This is a genomic window from Priestia sp. JSM ZJ58, assembly GCF_044383985.1.
Taxonomy (GTDB): Bacteria; Bacillota; Bacilli; order Bacillales; family Bacillaceae_H; genus Priestia; species Priestia zanthoxyli.
Genome location: NZ_JBISEM010000001.1, coordinates 3357762 through 3373799 on the forward strand (window position 1 = coordinate 3357762; position 16038 = coordinate 3373799).

16 protein-coding genes are annotated in these 16038 nt (G+C 38.6%); all 16 read right to left on the minus strand.

What is annotated here, in order from left to right:
- Nucleotides 1-328: 328 nt before the first annotated feature.
- On the minus strand, nt 329-1621 hold the full coding sequence (asnS, locus tag ACH6EI_RS17550) for an asparagine--tRNA ligase (RefSeq protein WP_045293839.1): 1293 nt from the start codon (nt 1619-1621) through the stop codon (nt 329-331).
- Nucleotides 1622-1776: 155 nt separating this feature from the next.
- Nucleotides 1777-2961, minus strand: a complete 1185-nt coding sequence (locus ACH6EI_RS17555; RefSeq protein ID WP_098112891.1) for a pyridoxal phosphate-dependent aminotransferase — start codon at nt 2959-2961, stop codon at nt 1777-1779.
- A gap of 133 nt (nt 2962-3094) precedes the next feature.
- The gene (locus tag ACH6EI_RS17560; RefSeq protein ID WP_013056103.1) at nt 3095-3583 is read right to left on the minus strand and encodes a cell wall elongation regulator TseB-like domain-containing protein; all 489 of its coding nucleotides are present in this window, start codon (nt 3581-3583) and stop codon (nt 3095-3097) included.
- An 11-nt stretch (nt 3584-3594) separates the two neighbouring features.
- On the minus strand, nt 3595-3765 hold the full coding sequence (locus ACH6EI_RS17565; RefSeq protein ID WP_013056102.1) for a YpmA family protein: 171 nt from the start codon (nt 3763-3765) through the stop codon (nt 3595-3597).
- 188 nt (nt 3766-3953) lie between these two features.
- Entirely contained in the window at nt 3954-4751 is a 798-nt protein-coding gene (locus ACH6EI_RS17570) for a ComEC/Rec2 family competence protein (protein WP_028414082.1), read from the minus strand.
- An 87-nt stretch (nt 4752-4838) separates the two neighbouring features.
- Nucleotides 4839-7640, minus strand: coding sequence for an ATP-dependent DNA helicase DinG (dinG, locus tag ACH6EI_RS17575; RefSeq protein ID WP_099330768.1), 2802 nt, complete (start codon nt 7638-7640; stop codon nt 4839-4841).
- Nucleotides 7641-7842: 202 nt separating this feature from the next.
- Nucleotides 7843-8226 carry an aspartate 1-decarboxylase gene (gene panD / locus ACH6EI_RS17580; RefSeq protein WP_028407965.1) on the minus strand — a complete coding sequence of 128 codons (384 nt, stop codon included), beginning with the start codon at nt 8224-8226 and terminating at the stop codon, nt 7843-7845.
- Nucleotides 8227-9084, minus strand: a complete 858-nt coding sequence (gene panC / locus ACH6EI_RS17585; protein WP_028414084.1) for a pantoate--beta-alanine ligase — start codon at nt 9082-9084, stop codon at nt 8227-8229.
- A 1-nt stretch (nt 9085) separates the two neighbouring features.
- Nucleotides 9086-9919: a 3-methyl-2-oxobutanoate hydroxymethyltransferase gene (gene panB / locus ACH6EI_RS17590; protein ID WP_028414085.1), complete on the minus strand. Its 834-nt coding sequence runs from the start codon at nt 9917-9919 to the stop codon at nt 9086-9088.
- 273 nt (nt 9920-10192) lie between these two features.
- Entirely contained in the window at nt 10193-11182 is a 990-nt protein-coding gene (locus ACH6EI_RS17595) for a bifunctional biotin--[acetyl-CoA-carboxylase] synthetase/biotin operon repressor (RefSeq protein WP_013056096.1), read from the minus strand.
- On the minus strand, nt 11167-12360 hold the full coding sequence (locus ACH6EI_RS17600; RefSeq protein ID WP_028414086.1) for a CCA tRNA nucleotidyltransferase: 1194 nt from the start codon (nt 12358-12360) through the stop codon (nt 11167-11169). The genes ACH6EI_RS17595 and ACH6EI_RS17600 overlap by 16 nt, the downstream gene beginning before the upstream one ends.
- Before the next feature lie 15 nt (nt 12361-12375).
- On the minus strand, nt 12376-13503 hold the full coding sequence (gene bshA, locus ACH6EI_RS17605) for an N-acetyl-alpha-D-glucosaminyl L-malate synthase BshA (protein WP_028414087.1): 1128 nt from the start codon (nt 13501-13503) through the stop codon (nt 12376-12378).
- Nucleotides 13504-14214: a bacillithiol biosynthesis deacetylase BshB1 gene (gene bshB1 / locus ACH6EI_RS17610; protein WP_028414088.1), complete on the minus strand. Its 711-nt coding sequence runs from the start codon at nt 14212-14214 to the stop codon at nt 13504-13506.
- Nucleotides 14215-14224: 10 nt separating this feature from the next.
- On the minus strand, nt 14225-14623 hold the full coding sequence (gene mgsA / locus ACH6EI_RS17615; protein ID WP_013056092.1) for a methylglyoxal synthase: 399 nt from the start codon (nt 14621-14623) through the stop codon (nt 14225-14227).
- A gap of 12 nt (nt 14624-14635) precedes the next feature.
- A complete protein-coding gene (dapB, locus tag ACH6EI_RS17620) occupies nt 14636-15436 on the minus strand; it encodes a 4-hydroxy-tetrahydrodipicolinate reductase (protein ID WP_028414089.1) in 801 nt (266 codons plus the stop codon).
- 13 nt (nt 15437-15449) lie between these two features.
- Nucleotides 15450-15779 carry a nucleotide pyrophosphohydrolase gene (locus tag ACH6EI_RS17625; protein ID WP_013056090.1) on the minus strand — a complete coding sequence of 110 codons (330 nt, stop codon included), beginning with the start codon at nt 15777-15779 and terminating at the stop codon, nt 15450-15452.
- Nucleotides 15780-16038: the final 259 nt, after the last annotated feature.

Here is a 16038-nt window from a genome sequence, read left to right on the forward strand (position 1 = left end):
ACACCTCAGTAGTTAGTATATCATGAAGTTTATAGTCAAAGTAATAATTATTCGAAGCTAAAAAGCTTCTATGTAAAACTTTCCGCTGAAACCGTACCATTGCTCTGCACATATAAAATATATACGAACGATGACTTCCTTCCAAGAATATTACACTAACTTATTTTTTCGAGAATTGCAACTCCGTTTTAAGTTAGACTCTCTTCTATGTTTGCCGTTGTTTCCTTGTGATATAAGTAAAAACCTCGTTTTTCTTTTCTTTTTATGATTCATAAAAAAAGCTAAAAAAGTATCCTGACTACAGGAGTCAGAATACTTTTTCACTTCCTTACGGGTATAAACGGTTTAATAAGCGTGGGAATGGAATCGTTTCACGAACGTGTTCTACGCCGCTAATCCATGCTACTGTACGCTCAAGGCCTAAACCAAATCCTGAATGTGGAACTGAGCCATACTTACGAAGCTCTAAATACCACTTGTATGTTTCTGTATCTAATTTGTGCTCTTCTACACGCTGAGCTAAAAGCTCTTGATCATGAATACGTTCAGAGCCTCCAATGATTTCTCCGTAGCCTTCTGGTGCGATTAAGTCTGCACATAATACTACGTCTTCATTTGTTGGATCTGGCTGCATATAAAATGGTTTTAATGACGTTGGATAGTGTGTAATGAATACCGGCTTGTCATAGCTTTCTGCGATAGCCGTTTCATGCGGTGCTCCAAAGTCATCTCCCCACTGAATGTCTGTAAATCCTTTTTCATGTAAGAATTTAAGAGCCTCATCGTACGAAATACGAGGGAATGGCGCTTTAATTTGTTCTAACTTAGATGTATCACGGCCTAGTACATTTAACTCTAACTTACAGTTTGTTAAAACAGACTGTACGACATGAGACACATACTCTTCCTGTACTTTCAAGTTATCTTCGAATTGGTAGAAAGCCATCTCTGGTTCAATCATCCAAAACTCAATTAAATGACGGCGTGTTTTAGATTTTTCAGCGCGGAACGTTGGACCGAATGAAAATACTTTTCCAAGCGCCATTGCTGCTGCTTCCATATAAAGCTGTCCACTTTGAGAAAGATATGCATCTTCGTCAAAATATTTCGTGTGGAATAATTCTGTTGTTCCTTCAGGAGCACTTCCTGTTAGGATTGGAGGATCTACTTTTGTAAACCCGTTTTCGTTAAAGAATTCATACGTTGCACGAATGATTTCGTTACGAACCTTCATAACAGCATGTTGACGTTTAGAACGCAGCCATAAATGACGGTTATCCATTAAGAACTCTGTTCCATGTTCTTTCGGCGTAATTGGATAATCAACAGCTTCATGAATAACTTCAAGGCTTGTAACTGTTAACTCATAGCCAAACGGTGAGCGCTCATCTTCACGTACTACACCTGTTACATATAGTGATGATTCTTGCGTCATAGACTTAGCTAATTTAAAAGTTTCTTCTTCTACTTCAGCTTTTACAACTACCCCTTGCATGAATCCTGATCCATCGCGCAGCTGTAAAAAGGCAATTTTACCACTTGAACGTTTATTCGCTAACCAAGCACCAATTGTTACTTCTTTTCCTACATGCTTGCTTGCTTCTGAAATCGTAATTTTCACGATTAATATCCCTCCAAAAAACTTACATTTCGTAATTATGTATGCCATCCTATTATACATTTCGACAAACATAATAACAAGTAACAAACAAAAAGAGCCTTCTAACACGTGTGATTTGTGCTAAAAGGCTCTTTTATTTTTAAATATAATCTTTTTTATTTCATATGACGAGTCATGAATGATTGAATTCGTTCCAATGCCTTTTCTAGCAGATCTAGTGATGTAGCATAAGAAAGACGTACGTTTTCAGGTGAACCGAATCCTGATCCAGGAACTAGGGCTACCTTCTCTTCTTCTAAAATAGCTTCTACCCATGCATCAACTGTATCAAAACCAGTGAATTTTGCAGCTTCAATTGCATTAGGGAATAAGTAGAAAGCACCCTGCGGTTTTAAGCATGAGAACCCTGGAATGTTAATCAGCTTTTCATGAATCACGTTTAGACGCTCTTCAAAAGCTTGTCGCATCATTTCCACCGGCTCCTGAGTGCCGTTATAAGCAGCAATTGTTGCATATTGAGCAATAGATGTTGGATTTGACGTGCTGTGACTCGCTAGGTTTGTCATTGCTTTAATAACTGTAGCATCACCAGCTGCATATCCAATGCGCCAGCCCGTCATGGAATGTGACTTAGAAACACCGTTAATGATAATTGTTTTTTCTTTTAACGCTGGTGAAAGCTGTGCAATCGATACATGTTCATTTTGACCATACACAAGCTTTTCATAAATTTCATCTGATACGATAAAAATATCGTGCTTCAAGCAAACTTCTCCTAAAGCTTGAAGCTCTTCTCTTGTGTAAATCATACCCGTTGGGTTGCTTGGTGAATTGATAATAACAGCTTTGGTTTTAGCAGTAATAGCCGCTTCTAATTGTTCAGGTGTGATTTTAAATTCGTTATTTTCAGAACCTTCAACGAATACGGGTGTACCTTCTGCTAACTTTACTTGCTCAGGATAACTTACCCAGTAAGGAGTTGGGATAATTACTTCGTCACCTTCGTCTAACAGAACTTGAAATAACGTATACAGTGCGTGCTTAGCACCTGTACAAACAATAATTTCAGAAGGTGAATACGTCAGGCCTTGATCGCGTTTGAATTTTTCAATTACCGCTTCTTTTAATGGTGCAAGACCGCCTGCTGGCGTATATTTTGTCTGACCATCATTCATTGCCGTAACAGCCGCTTCTAAAATGTGCTGCGGCGTATTAAAATCAGGTTCCCCTGCTCCAAGTCCAATCACATCATGACCAGCCGCTTTTAATTCTTTCGCTTTTGCTGTAATCGCTAATGTTGATGATGGCGTTAATGCTGATACACGTTTTGCTAACTTCACTAAAATCTCCCCCTATGAACTAAAGCTATAATCAGCCCGCAGGCTGATTATAGATAAAAAATTGGCTTCATTTTCATAAAGCGCTGAAATCTTATATTATGACACATATGGTATTTCATATGGTATAAACGATTTATGATTGAGATAAGCTGTATCGTTTTATAAATTCACCGCTAGAGAAATCAAGATAATAGTATGTTAAATGTTTCTTATCTTTATCCACATATGTTACTTCCCACAGCGGCTTTTTATTTTCAATGCCTAGGCGCACCGACTTAATTTCCTGCGGATTTTTATCATTTTTCACAATGGAAATGGCTTTCTCTTTTGTGATCCCGCTGCTTGCTTTCTTTAAAACAGCTGTTTGTTTTTTGCTTTTAGGCATCCAAGCAATTACCTTTTGATTGCTTCGGTTTGTACCTTCTACTACATAAAATGCATGATTGCCGAAATATGGCTGGGTGCTTGTGACAGATTTCAAATTAAATTCTTTTTTTGCTTGGGATGCTGCTTTTTCCTCAGCAGACTGAACATCCTTCACAGACGAGTGATAAATGCTAAAAGAAATGCCTCCGATAATTAAAAGCACAGCAGCGACCGCTACAATAATTAACTTTTTCATAAAATCCCTACTTATGTACGATAAATTGTAAATACAGCTTTGCTTTGATCTTCTTCATCTAACGCTAATCCGAACATCAAATCTTGCTTTTTCAACGTGCGATTCAAACTATCAACAATTTTATATAAATCCGAGGAATTTTCCACGCGGACAGTTGATAATACTTCAATCCTGCTTTCCATTGTAAACCTCCTAGCTCGTCTATCACGACGCAAAAATGACGATATCCGTATTATAACAGGTATCAAAAACCATCGTCATCTTTTTCACTCATCAATCCAGCCTGTACGTTTTACGTAAAAACCGAATAAATAAGTAAACATATATAATATTATAAGGAATTTACCTCTTTTTGCAAAAGGAAATTTGTTTATTTTGCAGAAAATTTCATCACATCATAGGATTTTAGCGCCATTTTAATAGAGTAAGCGCTCCCCTCTCTTACGTCATATAATTCAATCCATTCAGCTGTTAAATTTGAAAGCAGTCGAGGGGAATAGGAACGCCCTGGTTTCGTAAACGCAACGGCAAGCTGTATATCTAATTGCTTCAAAAATGTATTCGAAAAAAACGTTCCCTCTCCAAAATTAGGAATTTTCAATATATCTACATGAGTAAGGGGAATGCGTAAAAACTTTTCCTCTACTTCATCTGAGCCGCTCATGGCATATAGAACTCGGTGCTCTCCAATCGTGAATAATAGATCCATAGCCGCTGTTTTTTGCTTCGATGCATGCAAGACATCAACGTGTATATTATCCGTTAACTGAAATAAATCATTTTCTTTCCATTTCTCTGTTTGAAATTCCGCCTGGTACTGAGCCGGCACAATAATACGCTCTATATGATAATCCTTCACAGCTCGCTGAACATTTGAATCATAGTACTTTTGCTGTTTCGTAATTATTAATTGGTTGATTTTTTTTACTTTATATCGCTGCAGCCACTTGTTTAGCTCGGGATAGGAAGATGCACTCCCCGTATTTACTAAAATCGCCTCACCGCTTCCGTCTTGAATCAGACTTGCTTCTCCATCTGAAAGAGGCAGAAAAGTGATCACTACTTCATCAGCTTGCAAACCAAAATCTACGTTTTTAATGACGGCTGCTGAAACCGAACAGGTCATAAAACTAAAAAACAGTACAGCACTTAGCAATATTTTAATCATACACTGTCCTCATTTGCTTATCATAGTATATTACTATCGTCTCTCAAGTGAAGAAACAGTATGCATAAAAAAAGACTTAAGCTATGCTCAAGTCTTTTCATTCCACCATTCTTTGTAGTCCAGTAAGATATTTGAAAACGTTTTTTGAACAACCTGGACTTTTGGAAGCGAGTGAAGGAAATGGTATCCATATGCTGTTCGCGTAATACGATTATCAAAAATAAATATAGCTCCCCGGTCACTTTTTGAACGAATCAACCGTCCAAATCCTTGTTTAAAACGGATAACGGCTTGAGGAAGTGAATAATTCATAAAGGGACTTTTCCCTTCTTTTTTCATCTGCTCAAATTTAGCTGTCAACAGAGGTTGATTTGGAGATGAAAAAGGAAGTCTGACTATTACGAGACATGATAATAAATCTCCTGGCAAATCAATTCCTTCCCACAGACTGTTTGTACCCAAAAGAATGGAATGCTCAAATTGACTGAAGTCTTTTAACAGTCTATTACGATTTCTAGTTGTGACTCCTTGGCCGAGCAGTACAAACTCTTCAAGATCGTTTAACTCTTTTAAATAACCATACGTAGCTTTCAACATGTCATATGAAGTAAAAAGCACCAGCATACGACCATTTGTTACTTTAGCTACGTCAAGAATACTTTCTGCCATCATAGCGCTATACTCATATAATGATACTTCGTTAACAGCAGGCATATCTTGAGGAATATAGACTCTAGCTTGCTTCTCATAATCAAACTCGGAAGGGAGAATAAGTTGAGCAGGCTGAAAGTCATATAACCCTAGCTCTTGAATTAAATAATCAAATGTTCCATTCACCGTCAATGTAGCCGATGTTAAAATAACGCTTTGTTTCTTGGCGAAAAATTCATCAGCCAGCGTATCGGCAATGGAAGTAGGCTGACTATAGATATACGTAGCATTCGCTGCTCCTTTTGGTTCAATCTCAAACCACGTTACGTGATGACTCTGCTGTTTGAACAAAAGCTTTTCTATTTGCTGAGATATATGCTCAAATCCTTTAACAGCCGTTTGAAATTCATGAAGAGACGACTGTTCATTTTTTGTGACTTTGTCATATAAATCGTCAAAGGAATGTCTTGCCCCATCATTCCATGTAAAAAGATCGTGAATTAAAAAACGAATACGCGACGCTGCTTCTTGAATAGCCGTCCAGTAATGCCCATGCTCTTTTTCCACTTTATATCGATAGCTGCTTCTTCCAATCTCGCCCTGCTGATTGCCGATTCTTTTTTGGACAAAAGAATGAATTAAACGAAATAAGTCATCGCACTCAGAATGAAGCTGTACAAACAGATTTTGAAGAAGTTCAGTGTTAAGATCGATGCTATATTTTACAAGCGTATGATGAACTTTTTTTAACAGCCCTTTGTCTTGAATGGTTCCGATTCGGTTTAATAGCGCATGAACCGCAAAATAATCTAGGCGCTCTCCCAGTTCTTCTCCGGCAATGTCTTCTAAGTGATGAGCCTCGTCAATAATAATTTGTTCATAATCAGGTAGCAGCTCATGATTACTCATCACATCCATCAACAGCAAGCGATGATTTGTCACTACTATATGGGCATTTTGCGCTCTGTTCTGCGCTCGTTCATAAAAAGAATAAAGCTTCCAAGGATGCTTAAAGTCACTTGGAGACGGATTGCTTTCATTTAGCTGTTCCCAAAAAAGTTTGCCCCCAGAAGGCAGGTTTATTTCATCGCTGTCGCCCGTTTCCGTTTCCGTCAGCCAAATAAGCAGCTTCGCTTTTGTGAGGATCGCATCGTAATTATTATTTCGCTCTTTTAAGAGCTGAATGAATTTTCTTATACTAATGTAATGTTCTCTTCCTTTTAAAACAGCTGCTGTGACAGGAAACGGCACAATCTTTTCTAAAATGGGCACATCTTTTTCGATGATTTGCTGCTGAAGCGTTACCGTGTTAGTTGAGATAATGACTGGGTGGTGATGAACAGAAGCATAAAACACGGCAGGAACTAAATAAGCGTAGGTTTTACCAATACCGGTCCCGGCTTCAATTAAAGCATGCTCGTTACCTGCAAAGCACTCTTGTACAAAGTTCATCATCTCCCACTGCCCTTTTCGTTCTTCAAACAATGGCAGAGCCTGATGGAACAGCTTTTGCTTTTCAGTTTCAAATATTTCGTAAGTATGAGAGTGCTGCTTTTCATTAGCTGAATGCGGCTGATATTTGTTTAGCGCAATGCCGTGTATAAATTCATAAGAATCATCCTCGGCATAACTTTTATCATCTATAACTTGTTGAATCAGTTCTCCAATTTCACTTTTAAAGTGTAAGCTTAGCGCGTATAGCTGCTTCAAGGTTGTTAAAGGGAGCTTCTTTAATTTTTCAATTAGTAAAAGTAAAATACGTGCCGTTACTTCTGCATCACTATCTGCTTGATGAGGGTTTTCATGTTCAATATGTAAATACTCAGCTAATTGACTAAGTTTGTACCCATCAACTGTAGGCAGCAGAATCCGGGCCAGTTCGACGGTATCCACGGTTGAATTATAAAGCGTCTCCATCCCGCACTGATAGAGTTCTTCTTGTAAAAAAGTTAAATCAAATGCCACATTATGTGCAACAAAATAAGCATCATCTAGCAATTCTATAATTTTAGGTGAAATTTCTTCAAATAAAGGCGCATCTTTCACCATATCATTTTGAATGTTAGTTAGTTGTGTAATAAAAGGCGGAATATCCATACCAGGATTTAAAAAACTAGAAAAACGTTCAACAATTTTGCCGTCTTCTACTATGACAGCAGCAAATTGAATCATTTTATCTCCTTGTTTTGGAGAATGTCCCGTCGTTTCAAGATCTACCACAACAAAGCGTTTATTCACGGTCAACACCTCGCAAGTCTGTCTTTTTATAGTATAAAGTGAAAGCCTGCTCTATATGCTTTAAAAGCGCAACTCCTTCTCGTGAAAAACAGAGAGGCTTTCATACATAGAAGTTTTTCTTTAGTGTGTATAGAGGTTTATACCGTTCACTTACTAGCGTATGTATTCAAATAAAAATCCCCCTCACAAAGGGGGACTGTTCTTATAGAATTGTACCAGCTGGTTCTTGTTTAAGCAATTGTTGGATTTTATTCTGCTCATTCATAATCGCTACGGTTGGATGATGGTGAGCTACTTCTTCATTTGCTACGAGCGCATAAGAGATAATGATGACGATATCTCCAGGCTGCACGAGTCTTGCAGCAGCTCCATTTAAACAAACTACGCCGCTCCCTCGTTCGCCGGGAATCACGTACGTTTCCAAGCGAGCTCCGTTATTATTGTTTACAATTTGGACTTTTTCGTTTGCTGCAATTCCTACTGCGTCGATAATATCTTCATCAATGGTGATGCTGCCAACATAATTTAAGTTGGCTTCAGTTACATGAGCTCTGTGTATTTTAGCGTTCATCATCGTGCGAAACATTTAGTTATCCCCCTGTACGTCTACAATTACATTATCAATTAAACGAGCTTTAGAGAATTGAACAGCTAAAGCGATAATGATTTTTCCAGCGGCTTTCTTAATTGGTTTTAGCTCTGGATACATATAAACCTCGATATAATCCACTTTACCGCTCGTATGTTGCTCAATTTCTTTTCGAATGGTTCCTTTAATCATTTCTACTTGCTTCTCTCCGCCTTCAAGAAGCTGCAGAGCGCTTTGTAAACTCTTAAATAAAACAGGTGCCTCTTCTCTTTCTTTATCTGTTAAATATACGTTACGAGAACTTTTAGCTAATCCATCTGCTTCTCTCACCGTATCTACTGCTCTAAGCTCCACCGGGAAATTAAAATCTTCAATTAAACCATCTACTACAGCAACTTGCTGCGCATCTTTTTTACCAAAGTATGCACGATCTGGGGTTACAATGTGAAAAAGCTTTGTTAGTACCGTGGCTACTCCGTCAAAATGACCAGGGCGCTTCTGTCCACACAATACGTCTACACGATCTCTCACGGTTATAGCAACTGAACGGCTTGACTTATACATTTCCTCTACTGAAGGATAAAATAAATAGTCGACGTTAGCTTCTTTTGCCACGCGCTCATCGCGCTCAAAATCTCTTGGATACGTATCAAAATCTTCATTTGGTCCAAATTGAGTCGGGTTTACAAAAATACTTAGCGCCACTACTTCATTTTCTGTGCGAGCTGCTCCAAGCAGAGTAGCATGGCCTTCATGCAAATAGCCCATCGTCGGGACAAATCCAATTGAACGTCCAAGCTGCTTTTCTTTTTTCATCTCCTGCTGCATGTCTTTAATTGTTGTAATGACTTTCATCTTATTTCCCTCCGTACAGTGCCGTTAACTGCTCTTCTTTCATTGAAAAAGTATGTGCTTCTTTCGGAAACTCTCTTTTTTTCACTTCACTTACATACTGAGAAAGCCCTTGTGAAATAGGCTCATTTATTTTCGCAAATGACTGAACAAATTTGGGCACACGCTCTACGCCGTACGTTAATACATCGTGGTATACAAGTACTTGACCATCCGTCTCAGCTCCTGCTCCGATTCCGATTGTTGGAATGCTTAAGCGTTCAGCTACTTGTTTTGCTACTTGTTTAGGAACACACTCTAATACAACAGCAATAGCTCCCGCCTGCTCACACTTGATTGCGTCTTGGATTAGCTGTTTGGCTTCTTTCGCTTCTTTCCCTTGCACTTTATAACCGCCCAGAACACCGACAGACTGAGGTGTTAACCCGAGATGTGCAACAGCCGGAATACCAGCTTGCGTCAATTCTGAAATTGTATAGAGAACATCGTTTGCACCTTCTACTTTTAAAGCATGAGCTCCGCTTTCCTGCATAATGCGAGCAGCATTTTTCATCGTGTCTTCTTTCGACACGTGATAGGACATAAACGGCATGTCGGTGACGATAAATGTATCACTAGCCCCTCTTTTAACCGCTTTTGTATGATGAATCATATCATCTACCGTTACAGGAATCGTAGAGTCATATCCTAAAACGACCATTCCTAGAGAGTCGCCTACTAAAATCATGTCTACGCCTGCTTCTTCAGCGTACTTAGCTGACGGATAATCGTACGCAGTCAGCATCACAATTGGTTCATTGTTTTGTTTCATACGTAAAAAATCTAATTTTGTTTTCACTAACTTTCTCCTCCTTCTCAGAGGAGATGAGCGCACGTCTGCACACAAAAAAGCCCTTCTACCTATAAAAGGAAGAAGGACTTTGACAGACTTCATCTATAAAAAGCACACTTTACCTAATGTGCTTACCTACGCGTCATCCCTCTGTCCTAGTCCTTAATGGATCAAGGCAGATTTATTGTCGTATTAAAAATAAACAAACGAGTATCAAGTGAAGTTCTTTCGATACTACCTTGATACTCGTATTATAATAAAAATTTCTTTATTTTTCTACTATTTTTTAGCAGAGAGCTCAATATCTGCAGAATGAATTCGGTGTATAACACCTTCATCGTCTTCAATCAATAAAACGCCTTCATCTGTTATACCTTTTGCGAAGCCTTCAATGTTGGCTGTCATCGTCCGTGCTATAATTCGCTTTCCAATGCTGATTGCATACGTTTCCCAAAGAACTTTAATTAAACCAAAGCCATTTTTTAAGTATTCTTCATAAAGGGTTTCTAACTTTAAGAAAAACGCTTGCATCAAAGCGGCACGATTAATTTCTTCACCTTTTTCAATACGTAAAGATGTGGCAATGTGTTTGATTTGTTCATTAAAATCCGTTTCCTGCTGATTCACATTAATGCCGATTCCAATGATGACCGAATGAATCCGGTCAAAATCAGCCTGCATTTCCGTTAAAATCCCAACTAGCTTCTTCCCATTTAATAAAACATCATTCGGCCATTTAATGTCTGGAGAAAGGTTCGTCACTTCTTGAATGGCCTGTACAACAGCCACTGCTGATAGTAAAGTCAGCTGAGGAGCCTGCTGCGGAGGGATAGAAGGACGCAGTATAATACTCATCCAGGCACCAGTATATTTTGGGGAGTACCACGCTCTATCAAGTCTTCCTCTTCCTGCCGTTTGCTCTTCAGCAACTACGACCGTTCCTTCTTTTGCTCCTTCTTGAGCAATTCGATGAGCAATTTTTTGAGTAGAATGCACGCTTTCCTCATAGTGAATATACTGGCCGATTTTTGTTGTTTGAAGCCCTAATAAAAGCTCGTTGCTGCTTACTTTGTTCGGCTTCCCAACAATGCGATAGCCTTTTTTACGAACAGCTTCAAGTTCATAGCCGTCTTTTCGCAGCTCTTCGATATGCTTCCATACAGCTGTTCTTGAACAGCCTAATAAATCGCTGATCTTTTGGCCGGACACATAGTCCCCATCTGCGTTCGTAAACATTTCAAGCAGCGTTCTTCTTATATCTGACTGCAAGACTGCACCCACTTTCTTATTGAAGATTTCGTGTTCATTAACTCATTGTATAGAACTTTCTCCTCAATTTCTTTTAATAGTTGAGACACCCATGGACCACCCTTTTTACCTGTCCATACTAAAAGATCTTGACCATTTATATCTAAATCTTTTAAAGAATGAATAGGCAGCTCGCTATAGATGTAAAGAAGCTCATGTTCATTCATATACTCATTGCTTCGAAGAAGTTGTAAAATACGATTCACGCTCACGCTGGCCTGCTCTCCAATTGTATACATGATACGTTTTGACCATCCATTTTCCAAAACGTCCCGAAGACCAATAGACTGAAGCTGAATATCTTTAATTTGCTTATTAGATAATTTCCAGCTTTTAAAAAATGCCTGCTTGTCTTGAATGTCGAGCAGATGTACAAGAAGTGTCCATGACTCCGATACTCGCTGAAGCATCATCCAATCGTGTGCACAAACAGATCGGAATTTTTGCGGATCTACATTCAATTCGGGTAAGTAGCGATACAGCTCCGTATCTGCTACAAGTGCTAATGCTAAAGACGGCCGCTTTCCGCTCAGCATTTTTTCGAATTCAACTGTAATGCGTTCAATAGAAACATGCCTCAGTAGTTCACCATATTGCTGAATGGCTCTTTTAGTTTGATCAGACAGCGAAAACGCCAGCTGACTGACAAAGCGAACGGCTCTCATCATACGAAGAGCATCTTCATGAAAGCGTTCTTTAGCATTTCCGACAGTACGAATTAACTGGTTTCGTAAATCTTCTCTTCCATTAAATGGATCAATAATTTCTCCTTTTGCATTCATAGCCATTGCATTAATTGTAAAATCGCGACGCTGCAAATCTTCTATCAGAGACGAAATAAACGTAACGGACGAGGGACGACGAAAATCATCATATTCTCCCTCAGAGCGAAAAGTGGTCACCTCATAGGTCTCGTTCTCATGGACAACGACAACCGTACCATGCTCGATTCCTACATGAATCGTCTTAGGAAAGAGTTCCATCACTTGTTCCGGCCTAGCTGACGTAGCGATATCAATATCTCCAATCGCCCGATTTAAAATGAGATCCCGGACCGCTCCTCCAACAAAATACGCTTCGTAACCGGCTGTCTCCAGTTTTTCAATAATATAAAGCGGATGAATGAACGGTTCTTTCATAACGTCCTCCATTCTTCAACCCTGTACCAATTTATAATAAAGTTTTTCATATTGACTCACAATCTCTGTTGAATGAAATTTATGATTAACTGCGCTTAGAGACGCTTCCCTCATTTGGTGATGCAGCTGTTCATTTTCAAGTAGCTGAATTGCTTTGCTCGCTGCCTCTTCGACGTCTCCAACTTCGCAAATATATCCTGTTTTTTCGTGTTCAATTACTTCGGGAATTCCGCCTATATTTGTTCCGATGCATGGAACACCACAAGCCATAGCTTCTAAAAGTACAAGCCCAAAGCTTTCTTTTTCAGATAATAACAGTTTTAAATCGCTAATCGAATATAATTCTGCTACATTTTCTTGTTTCCCAAGAAATAACACAGAATCTTGAAGATTTAGCTCTTTTACCAATTGAGACACAACCGTCATTTCAGGTCCGTCTCCTACAAGCAGCAGCTTAGACTGAAGCTTTTCATTAATAATAGCAAATGTTTTGACTATATCTGTAACTCGTTTGACTTGACGAAAGTTTGAAATATGAATAACGACTTTTTCATTTTCTAATATGCCATACTCCGCTTTTAAATACTGAACTTCTTTTTTATGATAAACTCGTTCATCAATAAAATTATACATCGTTTCAATTTCTTTATCTGGACTAATTAAATGGTGAGTTTGATCAACAAGTGACTGAGATACAGCCGTCACTGCATCTGATTTCTCAATTCCAAATTTAATTAAGTCTTTTAACGATGGATCCTCTCCTAGAACCGTAATATCTGTTCCATGAAGAGTCGTCACAATTTTCACTTCGTGCTCTACCATTTGTTTAGCTAAAATCCCGCAAACGGCATGGGGGATTGCATAGTGCGTATGAATAATATCAAGCTTTTCTCTTTTAGCCACTTCAGCCATTTTACTGGATAAAGCGAGATCATACGGAGGGTATTTAAAGACGGAGTATTGATTTACATCTACTTCGTGAAAATAAATATTTGGATATACTTTCGTCAATCTAAAAGGCATGCTAGAGGAAATAAAATGAATTTCGTGCCCCTTTTCAGCCAGCAGCTTCCCTAGCTCCGTTGCTACCACTCCTGAACCTCCAACGGAAGCATAACATGTAATACCAATTTTTAACTTCATTTATTTTCCACCTACTAAATCGTCGTACATCAAAATCGGTTTTTTAGATAAAAAACCTTCACCGTAAGCTATCCCGACTTCTTTGCCAAATAATCGCTCTCTGCTCTCTACCGTTTCAATATATCCGTTTACGAGCGGCGTATCAAACGTATCTGCTGTTTTTATAAATTGACTTTCATAAGCCTCTAGACTAGCTACTTTCTTTTGAAACGTGCTTGATACATCTACGATAAAATCTGGCTTATGAAATCCATTTATCATATAGAAATATAGAGACTCCGCACGATGAGCTTTTTGCTTCTTATCATCTATATAATTTTTAACGCCAGCGGAAAACATGGCCTCTTCTACAAGCTTTGCACAATTTCCATGATCAGGATGACGATCTTCAAAATAAGGAGCAAATATAATCCTTGGTTGATACGTGCGAATGACTGATGCAATTTCAGCTATATATTCTGGCTTTAAAAACAAACCTCTGTCTGGCAAATGCAGATGAATTCGCTCATGAACACCTAAGACTTCAGCTGCTTTAGACGCTTCTTGTTTTCGAATTTCAACCGTTCCATTTGAAGAAAGTTCAGCTTGCGTCAAATCGCAAATAACTACCTTCAAACCTTGTTCACTCATTCTTGCAATGGTTCCACCCATGCCGATTTCTACATCATCGGCATGAGCACCAAAGGCAAGGATATCTATTGTTTCTTTCATTATCTTCACCCTATTTTTTTATAATTGAACGCCAATGCAAATCGCCTCGTTCAAGTCCATGAATTAAAATCTCTGCTGTTCCCATATTCGTTGCAAGAGGAACCGCATAGACGTCACATAGACGCATCAGAGCTGAAATATCAGGTTCATGAGGCTGAGCTGTTAACGGATCGCGGAAAAAAATAACCATATCCATTTCATTTTGAGCAATTAAAGCTCCTATCTCCTGATCTCCTCCAAGCGGTCCTGATTGAAAGCGGTGAACCTTCAAACCTGTTGCTTCTGAAATACGCGTTCCTGTTGTTCCTGTTGCGAACAGCGAATGTTCCTGTAAAATCGCTTGATAGGCTGTTGTGAATTGTACCATATCATTTTTCTTTTTATCATGTGCAATTAAGGCGATTTTCATTTTTCTCGCTCCTTAGTCAATAATATTTTCTAACCCATATACAAGTGTGTCTACGTTCATAACTGTATCAACAGCTAGCTTCACACCTGACATAAAAGAAGCGCGGTTGTATGAATCATGACGAATTTTTAATGTTTGTCCAAATCCTCCGAACATCACTTCTTGGTGAGCAATCAGTCCTGGCAAACGTACGCTATGTAGGCGGATTCCTTCATAATCTGCACCTCGCGCGCCCTCTAGCAGTTCTTTTTCATCAGGATGACCCTGTTTTTTTGCTTCACGAACTTCACTGATCAGCTCCGCTGTTTTTAAGCCTGTTCCTGATGGTGCATCTAACTTTTGATCATGATGCATTTCAATGATTTCTACATCATCAAAGTATTTAGCTGCCATTTGTGAAAACTTCATCATTAAAATAGCGCCAATCGCAAAATTAGGTGCAATGATACAGCCAAGTTCCTTCTCTTCAGCAAGCTGCTTTAATTCTTTTAAATCTTCTTCTGAAAAGCCAGTTGTTCCTACAACAGGTCGTACTCCATATGTTAAAGCTGTTTTAGTATGAACGCGCCCAATTTCAGGTGTTGTCAAATCAACTAAAACATCTGCCTTAACGTCTTGAAAACATTTTTCAATATCCGTGTAGATCGGCGCTTGTACATTTGGCATTCCTTCAATATCACTTATGTATTTTCCTTCATTGATACGATCCACCGCTGCTACTAATTCAAAATGCTCTGTTTCTTCTATTAATAATACAGCTTCTTTTCCCATACGACCTCTTGGTCCTGCAAGTACAATTCGAATTTTGTCCATTCTTTTTCTCTCCTTAGTCTTCTTTTTTCGTCCAGCGATCTTTGTCACGCGTATTAAATTTATTCATAACGCGATCATGCGCTTCTTGTAAATCAATATTTAATGAATTTGCAAAGCAAATTAATACAAATAAAATGTCGCCCATTTCTTCTTCGACCGTACGTTCTGCTTCAGTCGTTTTCTTCGGCTTTTCACCATAATAGTGGTTAATTTCGCGCGATAATTCGCCCACTTCTTCCGACATTCTCGCAAGCATAGCAAGAGGACTAAAATATCCTTCTTTAAATTGGCTAATATATGCATCAACTTCTTGCTGCATTTGCTCCATCGTTTTTTTTGACATCTTTTTATTTCACCTCTTTTAGAAGTACACTCAGCTTACTATTATAACATCTTTACTTCAAATTATTTAGTGTAATTACTTCTTCTTACCACGCCTTTGTCAGATGCTCTTTCACAATATTCCTCACGTTTCCCTTAATTCTCAAAAATCTGTCTATATTTTACGAATTGAGGATACTACTAATACATAGCACTAGAAGAAACATCATCACTTTTTACTATTTTCAAAAATCTTTTCGATAGTTATTTACGAAATGAAA